The sequence below is a fragment of the Kitasatospora sp. CM 4170 genome (assembly GCF_032110285.1).
Lineage (GTDB): Bacteria > Actinomycetota > Actinomycetes > Streptomycetales > Streptomycetaceae > Kitasatospora > Kitasatospora aburaviensis.
The window spans coordinates 7,315,467-7,334,351 of sequence record NZ_CP134877.1 but is presented as its reverse complement, the minus strand read 5'-3'; the positions used below and the strand labels follow the sequence as shown (position 1 = coordinate 7,334,351).

Annotated in this window: 13 protein-coding genes; 6 read left to right on the top strand and 7 right to left on the bottom strand. The window is 73.7% G+C overall.

Annotated features, from left to right (window positions below; translation table 11 throughout):
• Positions 1 to 2: 2 nt before the first annotated feature.
• The 6 genes from RMN57_RS30915 to RMN57_RS30890 all read right to left on the bottom strand — a co-directional run bounded on the left by RMN57_RS30915 (position 3) and on the right by RMN57_RS30890 (position 9,712).
• On the bottom strand, positions 3 to 1,703 hold the full coding sequence (locus RMN57_RS30915; protein ID WP_313766584.1) for a glycoside hydrolase family 13 protein: 1,701 nt from the start codon (positions 1,701 to 1,703) through the stop codon (positions 3 to 5).
• Between the two features lie 38 nt (positions 1,704 to 1,741).
• A complete protein-coding gene (locus RMN57_RS30910; protein ID WP_313766583.1) occupies positions 1,742 to 2,653 on the bottom strand; it encodes a carbohydrate ABC transporter permease in 912 nt (303 codons plus the stop codon).
• 37 nt (positions 2,654 to 2,690) lie between these two features.
• Positions 2,691 to 3,695 carry a sugar ABC transporter permease gene (locus RMN57_RS30905; protein WP_313766582.1) on the bottom strand — a complete coding sequence of 335 codons (1,005 nt, stop codon included), beginning with the start codon at positions 3,693 to 3,695 and terminating at the stop codon, positions 2,691 to 2,693.
• 113 nt (positions 3,696 to 3,808) lie between these two features.
• The gene (locus RMN57_RS30900) at positions 3,809 to 5,086 is read right to left on the bottom strand and encodes an extracellular solute-binding protein (RefSeq protein WP_313766581.1); all 1,278 of its coding nucleotides are present in this window, start codon (positions 5,084 to 5,086) and stop codon (positions 3,809 to 3,811) included.
• Positions 5,087 to 5,510: 424 nt separating this feature from the next.
• Entirely contained in the window at positions 5,511 to 6,593 is a 1,083-nt protein-coding gene (locus tag RMN57_RS30895) for an aldose epimerase family protein (RefSeq protein ID WP_313766580.1), read from the bottom strand.
• Between the two features lie 215 nt (positions 6,594 to 6,808).
• Positions 6,809 to 9,712 (bottom strand): AAA family ATPase, encoded by a 2,904-nt coding sequence (locus tag RMN57_RS30890; RefSeq protein WP_345329447.1) that lies wholly within the window; start codon positions 9,710 to 9,712, stop codon positions 6,809 to 6,811.
• Between the two features lie 501 nt (positions 9,713 to 10,213).
• Between RMN57_RS30890 and RMN57_RS30885 the strand changes: the two genes are divergently transcribed.
• The 3 genes from RMN57_RS30885 to RMN57_RS30875 all read left to right on the top strand — a co-directional run bounded on the left by RMN57_RS30885 (position 10,214) and on the right by RMN57_RS30875 (position 13,461).
• Positions 10,214 to 11,074, top strand: coding sequence for a terpene synthase family protein (locus tag RMN57_RS30885; RefSeq protein WP_313766579.1), 861 nt, complete (start codon positions 10,214 to 10,216; stop codon positions 11,072 to 11,074).
• Positions 11,075 to 11,334: 260 nt separating this feature from the next.
• A complete protein-coding gene (locus RMN57_RS30880) occupies positions 11,335 to 12,858 on the top strand; it encodes an aldehyde dehydrogenase family protein (protein WP_313766578.1) in 1,524 nt (507 codons plus the stop codon).
• Between the two features lie 279 nt (positions 12,859 to 13,137).
• Positions 13,138 to 13,461: a nuclear transport factor 2 family protein gene (locus RMN57_RS30875; RefSeq protein ID WP_313766577.1), complete on the top strand. Its 324-nt coding sequence runs from the start codon at positions 13,138 to 13,140 to the stop codon at positions 13,459 to 13,461.
• Between the two features lie 79 nt (positions 13,462 to 13,540).
• Here the strand turns inward: RMN57_RS30875 and RMN57_RS30870 are convergent, their stop codons facing one another.
• Positions 13,541 to 14,764: a serine hydrolase domain-containing protein gene (locus RMN57_RS30870; RefSeq protein WP_313766576.1), complete on the bottom strand. Its 1,224-nt coding sequence runs from the start codon at positions 14,762 to 14,764 to the stop codon at positions 13,541 to 13,543.
• Positions 14,765 to 14,941: 177 nt separating this feature from the next.
• Between RMN57_RS30870 and RMN57_RS30865 the strand changes: the two genes are divergently transcribed.
• From RMN57_RS30865 to RMN57_RS30855, 3 genes are all read left to right on the top strand, one after another.
• Positions 14,942 to 15,460 carry an NUDIX domain-containing protein gene (locus tag RMN57_RS30865; protein ID WP_313766575.1) on the top strand — a complete coding sequence of 173 codons (519 nt, stop codon included), beginning with the start codon at positions 14,942 to 14,944 and terminating at the stop codon, positions 15,458 to 15,460.
• A gap of 138 nt (positions 15,461 to 15,598) precedes the next feature.
• Positions 15,599 to 16,516, top strand: a complete 918-nt coding sequence (locus RMN57_RS30860) for a TetR/AcrR family transcriptional regulator (protein WP_313766574.1) — start codon at positions 15,599 to 15,601, stop codon at positions 16,514 to 16,516.
• Between the two features lie 235 nt (positions 16,517 to 16,751).
• Positions 16,752 to 18,740 (top strand): hypothetical protein, encoded by a 1,989-nt coding sequence (locus tag RMN57_RS30855; protein WP_313766573.1) that lies wholly within the window; start codon positions 16,752 to 16,754, stop codon positions 18,738 to 18,740.
• Positions 18,741 to 18,885: the final 145 nt, after the last annotated feature.

Below are 18,885 nucleotides of genomic sequence, written 5' to 3'. Positions count from 1 at the left end.
CGTCAGACCGCCCACCAGTCGGTGCTGTCCGGAGCGAGCACCGTCTCGCCGCCGTCCACCACGGCGTCCGCGGAGGAGAGCAGCAGGCGGCCGGGCGCGGGTATCCGGACCGGCTCGGCGGTGGTGTTCACGGTGCAGACGAAGGAGCCGCGGCGGAACGCCAGGGTGCCGGCCGGGCTGTCCAGCCACTCGACCTCGGTACCGGCGCCGAGGTCGGCCTGCTCGCGGCGGACGGCCAGCGCGCTGCGGTACAGCTCCAGGGTGGACGTCGGGTCGCCGGTCTGCGCCTCGACGCTGAGCTCGGCCCACTCGGCGGGCTGCGGCAGCCAGCTCGGGCCGCCGGCGGTCGGGCCGAAGCCGTACGGGGCCTCGGTGCCGGACCACGGGATCGGCACGCGGCAGCCGTCGCGGTAGCCGTCCTGGCCGGCCTGGCGGAAGAACGACGGGTCCTGGCGGACCTCGTCCGGCAGGTCGGTGACGTCCGGCAGGCCGAGCTCCTCGCCCTGGTAGAGGTACGCGGAGCCGGGCAGCGCGAGCATCAGCAGGGTGGCGGCGCGGGCGCGGCGCAGGCCGAGCCCGCGGTCGCCGGGGGTGCGGATCTGGGTGCCGAGGCCGGGCTCGTTGGCGAACCGGGTGGCGTGCCGGGTGACGTCGTGGTTGGAGAGCACCCAGGTGGTGGGGGCGTCGACCGGGCGCATCGAGTCGAGCGAGAGGTCGATCACCCCGCGCAGCTCGGCCGCCTCCCAGGAGGTGCCCAGGTACTGGAAGTTGAAGGCCTGGTGCAGCTCGTCGGGGCGGACGTAGTTGGCGGTGCGCTGGACGGTCGGGGTCCACGCCTCGGCGACGCCGATCCGCTGGCCCGGGTACTCGTCCAGGATCTTCCGCCAGCTGCGGTAGATCTCGTGCACGCCGTCCTGGTCGAAGAACGGCATGACGTCGTTGCCGAGCAGCTTGAGCTGGTCGCCGCCGCCGATGTCGGGCAGGCCGGGGGCCTTGACCAGGCCGTGGGCGACGTCGATCCGGAAGCCGTCGACGCCCATGTCGAGCCAGAACCGCAGGATCGAGCGGAACTCGTCGGCGACGGCCGGGTTCTCCCAGTTGAAGTCGGGCTGCTCCGGGGCGAACAGGTGCAGGTACCAGTCACCGGGGGTGCCGTCCGGGTTCTCCGAGCGGGTCCAGGCCGGACCGCCGAAGATCGACTCCCAGTCGTTGGGCGGCAGTTCGCCGTTCTCACCCTTGCCCGGACGGAAGTGGTAGCGGTCGCGCAGCGGGGACGCAGGACCCTCGCGCAGAGCACGCTGGAACCACTCGTGCTGGTCCGAGGAGTGGTTGGGGACGAGGTCGACGATGATCCGCAGGCCCAGCGCGTGCGCGTCGCGGATCAGCGCGTCGGCGTCCAGCAGGGTGCCGAACATCGGGTCCACCGCGCGGTAGTCGGCGACGTCGTAGCCGGCGTCGGCCTGCGGGGAGGCGTAGAACGGGGAGAGCCAGACGGCGTCCACGCCGAGGTCGCGCAGGTAGGGCAGGCGGCTGCGGATTCCGGGCAGGTCGCCCATGCCGTCGCCGTTGGAGTCGGCGAAGCTGCGCGGGTAGACCTGGTAGATGACCGCGTCCCGCCACCAGCCTCTGGACGCGCCGGCGCCGGCCTCGTGAGCGGTGGCGTCGGCGGCGGGCCGGGAGGTGTCGGCCAGGTTCTGGGTCATGGACGGTGTCCCTTGGGAATCAGAGGAGCGGGGAGCGGTCAGGACTTCGAGGCGCCGGCGGTCAGGCCGGTCACCAGGTGACGCTGCACCAGGTAGAAGAGGAGCGACGACGGGATCGCGATGAGCACCGCGGTCGCGGCCATCAGGTTCCACTGCGCGTCGTGCTCGCTGACGAAGGTCTGCAGGCCGACGGCGAGCGTGTACTTGTCGGAGCTGAGCATGAAGGTGGAGGCGAAGGCGACCTCGGCCCAGGCGGTCAGGAAGGAGTAGAAGGCGGCCACCGCCAGGCCCGGCCGGGCGAGCGGCAGCACGAGCCGCCAGAAGGTGCCGAACGGGGTGAGCCCGTCGACCCGGCCGGCCTCGTCGATCTCCACCGGGATGGTGTCGAAGTAGCCCTTCAGCAGCCAGGCGCAGTACGGCACGGTGGTGGTCGAGTAGACCAGGACCAGGCCCAGGTAGCTGTCCAGCAGGTCGAGCTCGGAGAGGATCGTGTACATCGGCACGATCAGCACCGCGATCGGGAACATCTGGGTGACCAGCAGCGACCACATCAGCGGCCGGTGGCCGGGGAAGCGCATCCGGGAGACGGCGTAACCGGTGGAGGCGGCGATCAGCACGCCGAACACGGTGGTGATGCCGGAGACCAGGAAGGCGTTGCCGAACCAGCTGAAGAAGTCGGTGTCGAACAGCACGGTGCTGTAGTTCGACAGCGTCATCTTGTCGAGGATCTGGCCCGGGTGGAGGTAGTCGGTCTTGTCCGGACCGAAGGAGACGTAGACGATCCACGCCACCGGGAAGAGCGCGATCAGGCTCGCCAGGATCAGCGCGCCGTGGGAGAGCGCCCGGGCCAGCGGGCTCGCCTCGCCGCGGCGGCGGGCCCTGGCCGGGTGGGCGGCGGGCGCCGCGGGGCGCGTGGTCAGGGGTGCGGGTCGGTCGGTCGTGGTGCTCATCGGGATTCCTGCCTTCGTGTCGCCGGGGTGGTCGGGATCAGCCGTTCGCCTGCTCGTTGCGGGCGAGCCAGCGCCGGTAGAAGGCGGTGAAGACGATCAGGATGGAGAGCAGGATGACGCCGTAGGCGGCGGACTGCGCGTAGTCGCGGGGCTGCTGGCCGAAGCCGAGGCGGTAGGCCCAGGTGACCAGCAGCTGGGCGTCGGGTGCGCCGTTGCCGCCGAACAGCAGGAAGATCACGGCGAACTGGTTGAAGGTCCAGATCACGCCGAGCAGGACGACGGTGGAGGAGACGGTGCGCAGCCCGGGCAGGGTGACGTGGCGGAACCGCTGCCAGGCGGTGGCGCCGTCCATCTCGGCGGCCTCGTAGAGCTCGGCCGGGATCGCCTGCAGGCCGCCGAGCAGCGAGATCATCATGAACGGCACGCCGACCCAGGTGTTGACCAGGACGGCGGCGGCCTTCTGCGCCAGCGGGTCGTCCAGCCAGCCGGGCTCGGGCAGGTGCAGGGCGGAGAGCAGCCCGTTGACGGCGCCGCCGTCGGCGAGCATGAGCCGCCAGGAGAAGACGGTGACGAAGGTCGGCACGGCCCACGGCAGGATGAGCATCATCCGGTAGAAGGCGCGGCCGCGCAGCTTCTGGTTGAGCAGCAGGGCGAGGCCGAGGCCGATGCCGTAGTGCAGGGCGACGCAGAGGGCCGTCCAGCTGATGGTCCAGACGAAGTGCGACCAGAAGCGGTCGTACGAGCCGGGGCCCCAGAGGATGTCGGCGTAGTTGTCGAAGCCGACGAAGTGGTAGCTGGCCGGGATCTCGTTGACGCCGATCTTGCGGGCGGCGTTGAGGCTGTTGGCGTCGGTGAGGGTGAGCCAGACACCCTCGGCGAGCGGGTAGAGCACCAGGACGCCGAGCACCAGCACCACCGGCGCGATCATCGCGTAGGCGTACCAGTGCTTGGCGTACGAGCGCTTGAGGCGCTCCATCAGGCCCGGACGCGGATCGCGCTCCCGGCTGCCCTGGCCGGTGGCGCCCTGCACGGCGACTGACATGTTCGACACCTTCTCGGGGAGGTCCGCCGCCTCGCTACGGCGACTGCTGCTGCTACGGGTCCGGCCGTCCGGCCCGCCGGGGAGGTGGCGGCGGGCCGGACGGCTGCGGGGTGTTACTTCGCGAAGCCCGGGAGGAGCTTGGCGTAGTCGGTGGCGACGGTGTTCAGGCCGTCCTGGGTGCCGGTGCCCTGGACCACCTTGCCGAGGTTGGTGCCGAGCGAGGCGAACAGCGAGCTGTACTCCGGCAGTTCGGGGCGGGGCTTGGCGCTGGAGAGGACCGCCTGGAAGCCGGCGATGCCGGGGTCGGCCTTGACCTCGGGGGTGAAGGCGTCGAAGCGGGTCGGCAGCGTGGAGTTCTTCTTCGCGATGAACGCCTGGCTCTCGGCCGAGGTCATGAAGGCGGCGAACTTCTCGGCGGCGGCCTTGTGGGCCTTGTCGGAGCCGGCGTAGACGGAGATGTTGTGGCCGCCGGTGGGGGCGCCGGCCTTGCCGGAGGCGCCGGCCGGGACGGGGGCGATGCCGAGGTTGGTCTTGTCGGCGAACGCGGAGCCCTTGTAGATGTTGGTGATCTCCCAGGGACCCTGGATGATCGCCGCGACCTTGCCGCTGTTGAAGGCGTCCATCATGTGCGCGTAGGCGTCGGTGGTGACGTCGGCCTTGGCGGTGCCCGGCGAGGTGAACATCGTCTTGTAGGTCTCGATGGCCTTGACGGCGTCGGGCGAGGCGACGGTGATCTTCTTGCCGGCGGCGTCGACGGTGTCGGTGCCCTCGCCGAACAGGAACGGCATCGCGTAGTAGCCGTCGGCGGCCTTCAGCCAGAAGCCGTCGACCCCGGTCTTCTCCTTGACGGCGGCGGCGGCGGTCTTCAGCTCGTCCCAGGTCTTGGGAGCGGCGGCGACGCCGGCCTTGGTGAAGAGCTCCTTGTTGTAGAGCAGGCCCAGGGTGTCGGTGACCAGCGGGACGCCGTAGGTCTTGCCCTCGTACTTGGCCTGCTGGACCAGGGTGGGCTGGAAGGAGCCGGCGTCGGCGGTGGCCGGGGTGCCGTCCAGCGGCTCCAGGAAGCCGGCCTTGGCGAAGGCGGCGGTCCAGCCGACCTCGGAGCGGAACACGTCCGGAGCGCCCTTGGCCCCCATGGCGGTCTGGAGCTTGTTCTGCGCCTGGTCGAACGGGACGTTGACGAAGTCGACCTTGACCTCCGGGTTGGCCGCCTCGAACTTCTTGACGAGCTCCTGGTAGTTGGGCGCCTCGTTGGTGGCGTTCGACGTGTCCCAGTAGGTGAGGGTGACCGGCCCGTCGGCCTTGCCGTCCGAGCTGGAGCCGCTGCTGCCACAGGCAGCCATCGAGACCGCGAGGGCCACAACGAGGGCAGAGGCCGCGATGCCACGCCGCATGAGAACTCCTTGGAGGGGTGGGGGTGCCCGAGATGTTGGGAGACAGGCGCATAATGACTGCCTCGTGCCGACCGCACCGTTGCTGCCGTCGGGCTCGGAAGGAAGTTAACAGCGGGGCAATCATCGCGGAAAGTCCTTGCAGCAAGTTTCTGCAAGAATCGGCGATCGTTACGCGGGCGTGTCCTTGACGTTGCCGCACGGTAGTTGACCGGTGAAGCCGAGGCGACGATATGTCCGGTTCACCCCGGTGTGGACGGCCCGATTTGTACGCTGCGTTGCGGAAAGACGCTTGCAGCGGGTACGCACAGAGCCCGGGCCGACGGCCCGGGCTCTCGTTCGACTCCCCCTATTGTGCCTGCCCCACGGTTCGTACCCGCGCGGTTCGTGCCCCGCGGTCCGTACCCCCGCGGTCCGTGCCCCCGGGTCAGGCCACCCCGAGCCGCAGCACGGTGGTCGAGCGGAACTCCTGCCCGGGCCGCAGGCCGGTGTCGGGGAACTCCGGGTGGTGCGGGGAGTCGGGGAAGTGCTGGGTCTCCAGCGCGACGCCGGCGTAGGGCCCGTACGCCGTCCCGCTCGCCCCGGTCACCGCGCCCTGGAACTTGTTGGCCGTGTAGACCTGGATGCCCGGCTCGGTGGTCAGCACCTCCAGGGTGCGCCCGCTCACCGGGTCCTCCAGCAGCGCCGCACGGGCCGGGCCGCCGTCCGCCGGGCGCGGGCGGAGCACCCAGTTGTGGTCGTAGCCGCCGGGCCCGGCCAGCTGCGGGTGCTCGTCGTGCACCGACTTGCCGATCGGGCGGGCGGCCGTGAAGTCGAACGGCGTGCCGGCCACCGGCTCGATCCGCCCGTACGGGATCTGCCGCTCGTCGGCCGGGGTGTACCCGTCGGCGTCCACGGTCAGCAGGTGGCCGAGGACGTCGCCGCTGCCCTCGCCGGCCAGGTTGAAGTAGGCGTGGTTGGTGAGGTTGAGCACGGTCGGCCGGCTGGTGACCGCGTGGTAGGCGATCACCAGCTCGCCGGCGGCGCTCAGCGTGTAGTCGACGGTGACGTCGAGCCCGCCCGGGAAGCCCTGGTCGCCGTCCGGGCTGTGCAGCCGGAGCCGGACGCCCTCGGGCAGCGCCCGCGCCTCCCACATCCGGTGGTGGAAGCCGTCCGGGCCGCCGTGCAGGGTGATGCCACCGCCGGTGGGGGCGAGCGGGTGCTCCTCGCCGTCGATGGTCACCGTGCTGCCGTCGATCCGGTTGGCGTACCGGCCGACCACGGCGCCGTAGTGCCGGGCCGGGCCGAGGAGCTCGGCGAGCCGGTCGGGGGCGAGCAGCACCTGGCCCGGCCGGCCCGCCCGGTCGGGGGCGGTGAGGGTGTGCAGGGTGGCGCCGAGGGTGAGCACCGTCGCCTCGTACGGGCCGGCCCGGAGCGTCCACCGTTCGATCGCCATGCCGGCGCCCGAGGGTTCGAGGGGTCCGCGCCGCACGCTGGTCGCCTGCGACCCGTTCGCCGGGGGCGTCGCCATGGCCTGCTCCTCACTGCCGGCCGCGGACGCGCCGCGGCCCCTTGGTACCCGGTCGTCGGAGGCCCGCCGAAGGGCGTCCCCCTGGGGCGAAAGCCTAGTCACCGGGGGCGGTGCGGGGGCTCTTGCCGCGCCCGCGCGCCGCCCCGGTGCTCCCGGCCGCCGCCCCGCCACCGCCCGCCGTCACCGCTCCCCATCACCGCCCGCCGCCACCGCCGCTATCCGTCCGCACGGCCGTCCGCGCCGTCGGCCGGCTGCTCCCCCGCGGTGTCGCGCTGCTCCGGCGGGAGGCCGAGCGCCGAGGCGAGCCCGTCGGGGCCGCTGCCAGCCTTGCGGTAGACCGCCGCCAGCCGGCGGTTGACCAGGCTCAGGTGGACGCCCAGCTGGTCGGCGATCCGCGGCGCCGGCACACCGCGCACGGCGAGCCGGGCGACGTCCCACTCGGGCTGGGAGAGCGTCTCGCGGGTGTCACCGAGCCGGTTGGGCCGCAGGCCGTAGTTGGCCAGCTCCCGGCGGGCCCGGACGACCAGGCCGTCGGCCGCGCAGTGCTGGGCCAGCTCGATGCCCTGGTACAGGTACTCCTGGGCGTCCTCCAGCCGGCCGACCCGGCGCAGCGCGGCACCGAGGTCCACCAGGGCGACGGCGTGCTCGTAGCCGGCGGGCGACTGCCCGAGGTGGCGCACCGCGGCCTCCAGCAGCTCGACCGCCTGCTGCCCGTCCTCGATCTCGGCCTGCAGCCGCAGCGCGGTGCCGATCGCCGAGGCGGTCCCGAAGCGGCGGGCGTCGGCCACGGACTTCTGTGCGTACCAGCGGGCGCGCTCGGGCTCGTCCTTGGCCAGCGCCACGGCGAGGTGGCCGGCCCACGGCGCCCAGACGGTGTTGTGCCAGCCGCGCGCCTCCAGCTGGGCGCCGGCGTCGGTGAGCGCGGCGGCGGCACCGGCCTTGCGGCCCTTGGCGAGCAGCAGCTTGCCGTAGAGCGACGCCGCGTCCGGCAGGACCATCGCGGTGTCGTGGTACGGCGGGTTGAAGCCGAAGCCGCTCGCGACCTCCCAGGCCTCGTTCACCCGGCCGCGGGCGATCAGGGTGTCCACCAGGACGCCGACGGCGTCCCAGGCGAGCGGCAGCTTGGGGCCGATCCGCTCGGACAGCCGCAGTGCCCGGCGCAGGAAGTCCTCCGCCTCCGCGAGCAGGCCGCGGCGGAACCGGGCCAGGCCCATCAGGAAGTAGGCGAAGCCGCGGTGGGCACCGCTCCAGCCGGCGATCTCGAACTGGACGATGGCGTCCCCGAAGAGCCGCTCGGCCTGGGCGATGCGGTCGTTGTAGGTGTAGGAGAGACCGAGCGTGGCGGGCAGCTCGAAGCCCCAGGTGGAGTCCGTCCAGCCGAGGCCCTTGGGCAGCCGGCCCTGGTCGAGGACCTGGTCCGCGTGCCGCAGCACCTCGGCGGAGGGTTCGCCGCGCAGGGTGAGGTCCCAGGCGCGAAGCGCCAGGACGGCCCGGTCGGCGGCCTCCCGGCCGGTGAGGCTCGCGCAGAGCGCACCCAGCCGTGCGGAGCGGGCGGGCCCGTCCTCCTCGGACTTGCGGTAGGCGTGCCACATGAACGCGGCGGCCTCCAGCCGGAGCCGGCCCGCCGGGTCGTCCAGGGTGTTCTCGGCCTCCTCCTGGCAGACCCGGGCCGCCTCGCCGAGCTGGCCGCTGTGCGCGAGCACCTCGGAGAGCCGGAAGGTGGCGTCCACCCGGAGCGAGGGGCGCAGCGGGCCCTCCTCCGGGTCGAGGGCGAGCTTGAGCTGGTTGACGGTGGCGGCCGGGTCGGTGAGCAGGGCGGAGCAGCCCAGCTCGTAGAGCACCTCGGCGCGGATGTCGTCGTCCGGCGGCTCGGCGAGGGCGCGGTGGAGGCAGCGTTGGGCCGCCTCGGGCGCGCCGATCAGCTGGTGCTCCTGGGCCGCGCGGCGCAGCTTGCGGACGGTCCGGTCGTCGCCCTCGCCGGGGAAGGTCTCCACCAGGTGCCGGGAGGCGGCGAGCAGGCCGAGCCCGGCGTTCTCGATCTCGGCGGCGGCCACGCCGTGCATGCCGGTCCGGGTGGACTCGGGCATGGTGTTGTAGATCGAGCTGCCGATCAGCGGGTGGACGAACTCCAGGTTCCCGCCGGGCGTCTGGGTGAGGATGCGCTGCCTGCGCAGCTGCTTGACGGAGTCGCGGGCGCCCTCGGTGCTCTGGGTGCAGATCCGGGCGGCGAGGTCCTGGCGGATGTCGGTGCCGAGCATCGCGCAGGCCCAGGCGAAGCGCAGGGTGGCGGCGCCGAGCCGGTCCAGCCAGCCCTTGAGGGTCATCCCGATGACGTCGACGGCGAGCTCGCGCAGTTGCTGGGAGTTCTCCTCGACCGGGTCGAGCTCCTGGTCCCGGACCTGGTCGAGCAGGGCGACGGCCTCGAACGGGTTGCCGTTGACGACGTTCCAGAACTCGTAGCAGAAGGAGTCCTCGGCCTTGTCCCCCAGCTCGGCGCGGACCATGTCGGTGACGGAGACCAGGGTGAGCCGGCTCAGCTCGTGCCGGCGGGTGGCCAGGTCGGAGACGGCGACCCGGTGCTCGTGCGCCTCGGGCTGCCAGTCCGCGGCGTCCTCGCGGTAGGCGAAGACCAGCAGGACGGGCAGTTCGCGGGCGCGGACCGCGAACTGGGCGAGCCAGGCGAGCGATTCGAGGTCGGCCCAGTGCAGGTCGTCGACGATCATCACCAGCGGGGCACGGCGCGGGGCGAGCTGGGTGAGGACGTAGTCGAGCCCGTCGCGGACGCCCTGCGGGTCGAGGCGACGGGCGCCGGCCTTGGGCTGCTTCAGGCCCATGGCCGGTCCGACGACCTCCTCCCAGGTGCCCATGACCTGGCGGAACTCCGTCGCGTCGAGGCTGCCGAGGACGGGCTGGAGCAGCTGGCGCAGCACGTGGTACGGCTCGTTGGACTGGCGCTCGCCGCCGCGGGCGAACAGCACGGTGGCGCCGTCGCGGAGCTTGGCGATCCGGCGGACCTCGTGCAGCAGACTGGTCTTGCCGATACCGGGCCGGCCGGAGAAGGTGAGCAGCTCGCCGATCTCGGTGCCGCCGGCCGCGAACTCCCGGCAGAGCTTCTCCACCGCGGCTTCGGCGGAGCGCAGTTCGGCGTCGCGGTCGCGCAGCCTGACCCGGGTCGACGCGGTGTCGGCGTCCCGTCCGCCGGCTCCCGCCCCACCCGGAGTTCGTGTTCCTGCTCGGTCACCGTCGCGCCTCCGCCTCGCCGTTCCGTGCTCGTGGGAGCGAGGTTAGCGCCGCGGGGGGCGCACTGCGCGGCGTTCGCCCGGGGTGGGGCGGAGATTGAGGATTCGGACGGCTTGCCAAGGGCAATTGCCCTATATCCCTAACGTCCGATCATTGCATCGGATACTCTACGGCCCCTGAGGCTAGTTGATCTTGCCATACTGCTCCGTCCACGTCGAGTACCGCGGCTCAACTCCCACGACCAGCCCTCGTACCCTGTAGGCCCCCCCACCCTCAGCCGCACCGGGAGTCCGATGTCTGACGACACCTCACTTCAGATTCCGTTCCCGCACCGTCGCAGTCCTCACGGACGGTACGCCGCCGAACTGCACCGCGCGTGGTTGTTGCGGCATCCGCTGCTCTCCGACCCCGACCAGCCCTCCTACGCGCACTGGGACGTGGTGTCCCTCGCCGCACTCGGCTACCCCGATGCCGGGCCGGACGAACTCGCGCTGGCCGCGGACCTGATGGGTTTCTACTTCCTCTTCGACGACCAGTTCGACGGGCCGCTGGGCCGGCGCCCCACCGAGGTGGCACCGATCTGCGAACGGCTGATCGCCGTCCTGCACGGTGCCCGGCCGAGCCGGTCCTCCGCGGTCGAGACCGCCTTCACCGACCTCTGGGAGCGCAGCGTGCGGGGCATGCCCGCGCGCTGGCAGGCGCGCGCCGCGTACAACTGGGAGTGGTACCTGGCGAGTCACCCCGCCGAGGCCGCCGGCCGGATCTCCGAACGGCCGCCCGATCGCGACGGCTACCTGGCCCTGCGCCGGGGCACCGCCGCGATGGAGACGATCTTCGACATGGTGGAGCGGCTCGGCAACTTCGAGGTGCCCGCCGCCGTCCTCCACCACCCCGTGCTCCGTCAACTCCGGCAGCTCGCCGCCGACATACCGTCCCTGAGCAACGACGTGCGGTCGTTCCCGCTGGAGGCGCCGCGCGGCGACGTCAACAACCTGGTGATGATCGTGCAGCGCGAGCGGGACTGCTCGGCCGAGGAGGCCTGCGCCGTGGTGATGGCCGAGGCCCAGCTGATGGTCGAGCGCTGCGGCGAGCTGCACGACCGCCTGCCCGCCGTCCACCGGGAGCTCGGCCTGGCCCGGGTGGAGCGGATCCTCGCCCAGCGCTACGCCGACGGCCTGGTCACCTGGCTGGCCGGCTACCTCACCTGGGAGTCCCGCACCGGCCGCTACCTGACGGCCTGAGCGCGCCGGCCCGGGCCGCCCGCCGGCCGAAAACGGCCGGAAACCACCACCCTCCGTACAGCGGCCGCGGACGGACCGTAGCCGGGCCCGCCGTCCCCGGCTAGGGTGCTCGACGGCGCGGGCGCCCCGGCGGCGCCCCGCCCACGTGCGTGTCCGTACCCTCCGCCGGACCGCTCGGGCCCCGGGTCCGCGGTCCGGCGCGCCGCCCGGCCCCGCGCGGCCGCGGCGGTGCCCCCGACTACGCCAGGAGGCACCCGAGCATGACGGTCTACCAGCCCCCCGGGCGGCCCGGTTCCATCGTCCGCTACCGCTCCCGCTACGAGCACTGGATCGGCGGCGGCTGGACGCCCCCGGTCCGCGGCGAGTACTTCGAGAACCCCAGCCCGGTCACCGGCGAGGTCTTCACCGAGGTAGCCCGCGGCTCCGCCGAGGACGTCGAGGCCGCGCTCGACGCCGCCCACGCCGCCGCCCCGGCCTGGGGCCGCACCTCGCCCGCCGAGCGCGCCCAGGTGCTGCTGCGGATCGCGGACCGGATCGAGGCGCACCTGGAGGAGCTCGCCGTCGCGGAGAGCTGGGAGAACGGCAAGCCGGTCCGCGAGACGCTGGCCGCCGACCTCCCGCTCGCCGTCGACCACCTGCGCTACTTCGCCGGGGCGCTGCGCGCCCAGGAGGGCGGCATCTCGCAGCTGGACGAGGACACCGTGGCGTACCACTTCCACGAGCCGCTCGGTGTGGTCGGCCAGATCATCCCGTGGAACTTCCCGATCCTGATGGCGGTCTGGAAGCTCGCCCCGGCGCTGGCGGCCGGCAACGCGGTGGTGCTCAAGCCCGCCGAGCAGACCCCCGCCTCGATCCTGCTGCTGGTCGAGCTGATAGCCGACCTGCTGCCGCCCGGCGTGCTGAACGTCGTCAACGGCTTCGGCCTGGAGGCCGGCCGGCCGCTGGCCTCCAGCAGCCGGATCCGCAAGATCGCCTTCACCGGCGAGACCACCACCGGCCGGCTGATCTCCCAGTACGCCAGCGGGAACCTGATCCCGGTCTCGCTGGAGCTCGGCGGCAAGAGCCCGAACCTGTTCTTCGCCGACGTCGCGGCCGAGCGGGACGCCTTCTACGACAAGGCGCTCGAAGGCTTCGCGATGTTCGCCCTCAACCAGGGCGAGGTCTGCACCTGCCCCAGCCGGGCGCTGATCCAGGCCGAGGTCTACGACCGGCTGCTCGCCGACGGCCTGGAACGGGTGCGGGCGATGCGCCAGGGCAACCCGCTGGACACCGAGACCCAGATCGGCGCCCAGGTCAGCGACGACCAGCTGAAGCGGATCCTCTCCTACATCGAGGTCGGCCAGGCCGAGGGCGCCAAGGTGCTCGCGGGCGGCGAGCGCGCGGACCTCGGCGGCTCGCTCGCCGGCGGCTACTACGTGACGCCCACCGTCTTCGAGGGCGTCAACGGGATGCGGATCTTCCAGGAGGAGATCTTCGGCCCGGTCCTCTCCGTCACCCGGTTCGAGGACTTCGAGGACGGCATCGCCCTCGCCAACGACACCCTCTACGGGCTCGGCGCGGGGGTGTGGACCCGGGACGGCAACACCGCGTACCGGGCCGGGCGGGCCATCCAGGCCGGCCGGGTCTGGACCAACTGCTACCACGCCTACCCCGCCCATGCGGCTTTCGGCGGGTACAAGAACTCCGGGATCGGCCGGGAGAACCACAAGGCGGTGCTGGAGCACTACCAGCAGACGAAGAACCTGCTGGTCAGCTACTCCCCCGACGCCCTGGGCTTCTTCTAGGCGGTGCCCCGCCGGGCTGCGCCGCGCCGGGCCGGGCCGAGCTGGGCTGCGCCGGTCGGGGTCCGAGATCGCGGAGTGGGAAGTCGGGCCGGCCGACTTCCCACTCCGTCGCCACTCCCCGTGGCCCGCAGGACTCCCGTCAACGGACAAATCGCCCGTAACGGGATCTAAGCACAAGAAAGCCGAAAATCGCCGACACGCCGCCGACACGCCCGGACACGCCCGGGCGACGCCCTAGACAGGAGGAGGCCCAACCCTTCTCTTTCCAGGGAGACCTGAATGACCATCGCCACCGCCAAGCTCACCGACCCGGCCGTCCGGGCCTTCGTCACCGCGCTCAACGCCGGCGACCGGACCGCCTTCTTCGACGCGCTCACCCCCGGCGCGACGATGTCCGACGACGGCTCGGACCGAGACGTCGAGGACTGGACCGAGCGGGAGATCTTCTCCAGCAGCGGCCACCTGGACGTCCAGTCCGAGACCCAGAACGGACACGCGCTGGTCGCCAACTACCGGAACGACACCTGGGGCGAGATGCGCACCGCGTGGCGCTTCACCGTCGACGGCGGGAAGATCAGCCGCTTCGAGACCGGCCAGGCCTGACGGGCCTCTCCGGGTCCGACGGCTCTCTCCGGGCCTGACGGGCCTCTCCGGCCCTCTCCGGGCCTCCCGGGGAGGGCCGTCAGGCGAGTCCGAGGCAGCCGCGCACCGCGCGGATCAGGTTGCGCGAGCGGACGTCCCCCGTGACGCCGGGCTGCATGCCGTTGGTGACGTAGCCGAAGCCGATCCCGAGGTCCGGGTCGGCGAAGCCGAGCGACCCGCCGCGGCCCGGGTGGCCGAAGCTAGCCGGCGAGGCCATCAGCGCGGTCGGGCTGTGCCGGAAGTATCCGAGGCCGAACGTCGAGTTGACGATCAGCACCCGGTCCGGCCCGCTGACCACCGGTCCGACCGCGCGGGCCAGCAGCTCCGGCCCGAGCAGCGGCGGGTGCGTCTCCCCGGGGGCCCCACCGTGCCGGTCCGCCGCGCCGATCAGCGCCGCGTAGAAGCGCGCCACCGAGCGGGCGGTGCCGATCCCGCCCGCGCCGGGGATCTCGGCGGCCTGCACCGCCGGGTCGTTGAGGTCCACGCCGGGGCGGACCGAGGCGAAGGCGCGGGCGGTCAGCGAGGCCGGGTCCTGGTAGGCGTCCCGCACCGACTGCTTGGGGCGCAGCCGCAGCCCGCTCGGCCCGGTCCGGGCGGCCTCCGGCGCGGGCAGGTCCACCAGTCGGCCGACCCGGGGCGCGGCGCCGGCCGGCAGGCCGATCCACAGGTCCAGGCCGAGCGGCCGGGCGATCTCCTCGGCGAAGTACTGGCCGATCGTCCGCCCGCTCACCCGCCGGACCACCTCGCCGACCAGCCAGCCGAAGGTGTACGGGTGGTAGCCGTGTGCGGTGCCCGGCTCCCAGGCGGGCGCCTGGGCGGCGACGGCGGCCGCCGCCCGCTCCCAGGTGAGCACGTCCTCCAGGCGCAGCGGCACGTCGAGCGCGGGCACCCCGGCCTGGTGCGAGAGCAGCCAGCGCACCGGCACCCGGTCCTTGCCGGCCGCCTTGAACTCGGGCCAGTACGAGGCGACCGGCGCGTCCAGGTCGAGCTGCCCGCGCTCGGCCAACAGCAGTGCGGTGGTCGCGGTGAGGCCCTTGGTGACGGAGCGCAGCACCTGCCCGGTGTCGGCCGTCCACGGCACGGCCGGCGCGGGCCGCCCGCCGACCTCGGGACGGGCGTCGCCGGCCCACAGGTCGACCACCTTGCGGCCGCGCAGGTAGAGCGCGAAGGCCGCGCCCAGCTCGCCGTACTCGCGGAAGTTGCGCCCGAAGGCCTCCCGTACCGGCTCGAAGCCCTCGGCCGTCTCGCCCCAGATCTCCACCACCGCGTGCCGCCCTGTCTCGTCCGACCGTCGCCCTGTGCCCGCGCCGCCCGCATGCGCCAGCGTCCGAATCATGGGAACGATCCGGATCGTCCGGGCCATTCCGCCCGCTCGATCCGTCCTGGCCTTCCGTACCGTTCGAACCGTTCGAACCGACTCCGAAACCCTAACCTGTCGGTCATGACCAACCCTGCCGAAGAGCTGCTGGACGTCGTCGACGAGCACGACCGGGTGATCGGGACCGCGCTGCGCGGGGAGGTGTACCGGGACGGGCTGACGCACCGCTGCGTCTTCATCCTGGTCCGCGACCCCGCCGGGCGGCTCTTCGTCCACCGGCGCACCGACACCAAGCTGTTCGCCCCCGGCGCGTACGACATGTTCGTGGGCGGCGTGGTGGGCGCCGGCGAGACGTACGCGAGCGCCGCCGTCCGGGAGGCCGAGGAGGAGCTGGGGGTGAGCGGGGTCGAGCCCCGCCCGCTGTTCAAGTTCCTCTTCGGCCGGGACGGGCTCTCCTGGTGGTGCGACGTCTACGAGGCCGAGTGGGACGGCCCGGTCGCGCCGCAGGAGTCCGAGGTCGCCTGGCACGCCTGGCTCACCCCCGCCGAGCTGGACGAGCGGCTCGCCCGCGACACCTTCGTCCCGGACGGCCTGGAGGCCTACCGGCGCTACCGCGCGTGGCAGGCCGGTCGGGCCGGGTGACGCCGCCCGGCCGGGGCCCCGCCCGGGCGGTCGGGCACGGCCCCCGGGCGGGCGCCGGCCACGCGGGTGAAGCCCGGCCCGGCACCGGCTCACCGCCGAGATCCACCGGCCGGGACCCGGACGGATAGGGTGGCGCGCATGGTTTCCCGTACGCCGTCGGCCACGCCCCCGTCCGCGCGCGCCGACCGCGGCCCGGCCGCCGGCAAGGCCACCGCAGCAGCTGCCGGCAAGGCTGCCGGAAAAGCCGCCGCCCGTGCGGACAAGGGCGGCGACCGGCCGCGGCGACGGCTCAGCGTGGACGAGCGGCGGGAGCAGCTGATCGCCGTCGCGCTGGAGCTGTTCAGCCGCCGCCCGCCGGAGGAGGTGTCGATCGACGACATCGCGGCCGCCGCCGGCGCCTCCCGGCCGCTGGTGTACCACTACTTCCCGGGCAAGCAGGCGCTGTACGAGGAGTCGCTGCGCCGGGCCGGCCGGGAGCTGGCCGCCCGGTTCGAGGAACCGGCCGAGGGCCCCCTCTCCGAGCGCCTGTACCGGGTGATGGGCCGCTACCTGGACTTCGTGCAGAGCCACGGCCCCGGCTTCGCCGCGCTGCTGCGAGGCGGCTCGGTGGCCGCCAGCGCCGGGACGTCCGCGGTGATCGACGAGGTCCGGCAGGCCGCGCACGAGCAGATCCTGTCGCACCTGGCCGTCCCGTCCCCCAGCGCGGGCCTGCGGCTGACCGTGCGGGCCTGGATCGCCAACGCCGAGATCACCTCGCTGGAGTGGCTGGCCGAGCGTTCGCTGCCGCTGGAGCGGCTGCAGCTCCAGCTGGTCCAGGAGTTCGTGGCCTCGCTCACCCTGACCGCCGCCCGGGAGCCCGCGCTGGCCGTCGAAATGGCCGGGTTCTTCGCCGGCGAGCGCCCCGACGGCCCGACCGGGCGGCTGGTGCGGGACCTCGCCGGGCTCTTCACCGTTCCGGGCATCGCCGAGGCGGTCACCGCCCTTGCCGTGGTGCCCCCGCCCGCCCCGCCGGAGCCCGCCGCGGAGCCCGGGCCGGCCGGCCCGGATCCGGCCTGACGGACGCGGGCCCCGACCGCACCTGCCTGACGGACGCCGGCCCGGAACCACACCGGGCCCGAACCACACCGGCCCCGAACCGCACCGGCCCGGCCGACACCGGCCTGACGGGCCGCCGGTTCTGCCGCGACAGCGCCCTCTGATAGGAATGTGCACGGATCTGACGGCATGCCGGTCGAGCGCGTGCCCGAACCACCAGACCACCGAAGGCACGCGCAGAGCGGGGGCTCATCAGTTGACCCAGGACGGCCAGTTCACGACGGAGGCCAACGCCTTCGCCGCCGCGGAGCAGGTCTCCGCGACGCTCGGCGCCCTCGTGGACGCCCTCTTCGAGCCGCACGCCTCGCGCCACCCGGCGGCCTCGCTGACCGCGCTGCGGTCCGGCGCGCACCCCGCCGCCGAGACCCTGTTCAACCTGCGGTTGGCGCCCAACGGTCCGGTGCACGACGCCGTCGACCGGCTCGGCACCGTGGTCACCGCCGGCACCGCCCGTCCCGGCACCGGCGCCCCGCTCTCCGCAGCGACCGCCGACGCCCTGCTCGCCCGCTTCGGCGGCGGCGCGGTGCGCGGCGTCGTGGCCGACCGGGGCACCGCCACGGCCGCGCTCTTCGAGCTGCCGGTGACCGGCGAGGCCGCCGACCCCAAGCTGCGACCGCCGTTCGCCCCGGCGCTGGCGGAGCTCGCCGCCGGGCAGCAGACCCGGGAGCCCGTCGAGCTGGCCACCGGCGCCGGCGCCGAGGTCCGTCTGGTGGTGCCGCCCGGCTTCCACCCGCTGACCTCCCCGGGCGGCCCGCCCGGTGTCTCCGCGCGCACGGTGTCCGCCGACCCTGCGGGCCCGGACGCCCCGGCCCTCGCCAAGGGCACCGACCCGGTGACCGGCGCGGCCACCGCCGAGCTGACCGCCCATCTGGCCGAGGTCGCCGAGGAGCTGTTCAGCGGCACCGGCCCGGCCCCGCGCCGGGACTTCGCGGTGGTCTCCGCCGCCCTGGCCGACACCGTCACCGCCTCGGGCACGGTCTACGCCGGCGTCTGCGCGGTCGAGGTGGACGGCCGCCCGAGCGAGGCGACCCTGACCGTCGCGCTCGCCCAGCACCCGCTGCCGATCACCGGGCTCGCCACCGAGCTGGCCACGGTGCGCCGGCACGCCGAGGTCTGGACGGTGCTGCTGCCGGCCGGGCCGGCCGCCGTCCTGGTCGAGGGGCGCAGCGTCCCGGTGCCCGCCGTGCTGGCCGCGGACGGACAGCGCCGCTGGACGGTCACCTCGGTCGCGGAGGCGTTCGTCCCGCTGCCGGACGGTGTGACGGTGCTCTGCGTCCAACTGGCCACCGGCCGGGCTCAGGACTGGGAGCTGTACACCGGGGTCCTCGCCGAACTGCTGAAGAGCATCCAGTTCGGCTGGGACGGCGTGGCCGGGAAGCTCACCCCCCCGGCCCCGGCACCGGCCCCGGCCGCCCCGGCGACGCCGCCCGCCGGCGTTCCCACGGCACCGGGCGCTGCGGCGGACGCGGGCACCGCCGACGTCCCGCCGCTGCCGCCGGTGTCCGCCGATCCGGCCCCGGCCGACGCCACCCCGCTGCCGGTGCACCTGCGCGGCACGCCGGTGCGCGTCCCCCCGGCCGACTTCAACCCCTTCGCCCCGGTCGCCGAGCCGACCCCCACCCAGCCGATCCTCGTCCCGGACGACGGCCCGGCGGCCGACTCCGAGCAGGCCCCCAAGGGCACGCCCGTCATGGTCCCGCCGCCGGACTTCAACCCGTTCGCGCCGCTGGCCCCGACCCTCACCGACACCACCGTGCCCGGCGCGGAGGCGGACGACCGTCCGAAGGGCACGCCGGTGATGGTCCCGCCGCCGGACTTCAACCCCTTCGCCCCCATGGCCGCCGGCACCCTCGCCCCGGCCGCGCCCGCCGCGCCGGCCGCCGCCCCCGTGTCCGACCCGTTCGGCACGGTGGTGCCGGAGCAGCCCAGCGACCCGTTCGGCACCACGCTCCCGCAGTCGTCCGCGCCCGTCCCGCCGCCGCCCTCGGTACCGCCGGCCGTCCCGGCGCCGACCGTCACCCTGCCGGTGGAGGACACCGCGGACGATCCGGACCGCAAGCCCAAGGGCACGCCGGTGATGGTCCCGCCGCCGGACTTCAACCCCTTCGCCCCCATGGCCGCCGACACCCTCGCCCCGCCGGCGGAAGCCCCCGCCGCCGCACCCGAGAACAGCCCGTTCGGCTAGGCCCTGCGGTGAGCCGACGGTGCCGGGCCCGACGATCGTGTCGTCGGGCCCGGCACCGTCGTTTCACCGCCCGCCCCGCCCGGCCCGGCGGCCGGGGCGACCGCCAACTGGTACAGACCTATTGCCAGTTGCCGGTCCGCTCCCT

Excerpts from the sequence above, each read along its gene's own strand:
- RMN57_RS30915 (WP_313766584.1), bottom strand. The coding sequence starts at position 1,703 with ATGACCCAGAACCTGGCCGACACCTCCCGGCCCGCCGCCGACGCCACC.
- RMN57_RS30910 (WP_313766583.1), bottom strand. The coding sequence starts at position 2,653 with ATGAGCACCACGACCGACCGACCCGCACCCCTGACCACGCGCCCCGCG.
- RMN57_RS30905 (WP_313766582.1), bottom strand. The coding sequence starts at position 3,695 with ATGTCAGTCGCCGTGCAGGGCGCCACCGGCCAGGGCAGCCGGGAGCGC.
- RMN57_RS30900 (WP_313766581.1), bottom strand. The coding sequence starts at position 5,086 with ATGCGGCGTGGCATCGCGGCCTCTGCCCTCGTTGTGGCCCTCGCGGTC.
- RMN57_RS30895 (WP_313766580.1), bottom strand. The coding sequence starts at position 6,593 with ATGGCGACGCCCCCGGCGAACGGGTCGCAGGCGACCAGCGTGCGGCGC.
- RMN57_RS30880 (WP_313766578.1), top strand. The coding sequence starts at position 11,335 with ATGACGGTCTACCAGCCCCCCGGGCGGCCCGGTTCCATCGTCCGCTAC.
- RMN57_RS30875 (WP_313766577.1), top strand. The coding sequence starts at position 13,138 with ATGACCATCGCCACCGCCAAGCTCACCGACCCGGCCGTCCGGGCCTTC.
- RMN57_RS30865 (WP_313766575.1), top strand. The coding sequence starts at position 14,942 with ATGACCAACCCTGCCGAAGAGCTGCTGGACGTCGTCGACGAGCACGAC.
- RMN57_RS30860 (WP_313766574.1), top strand. The coding sequence starts at position 15,599 with ATGGTTTCCCGTACGCCGTCGGCCACGCCCCCGTCCGCGCGCGCCGAC.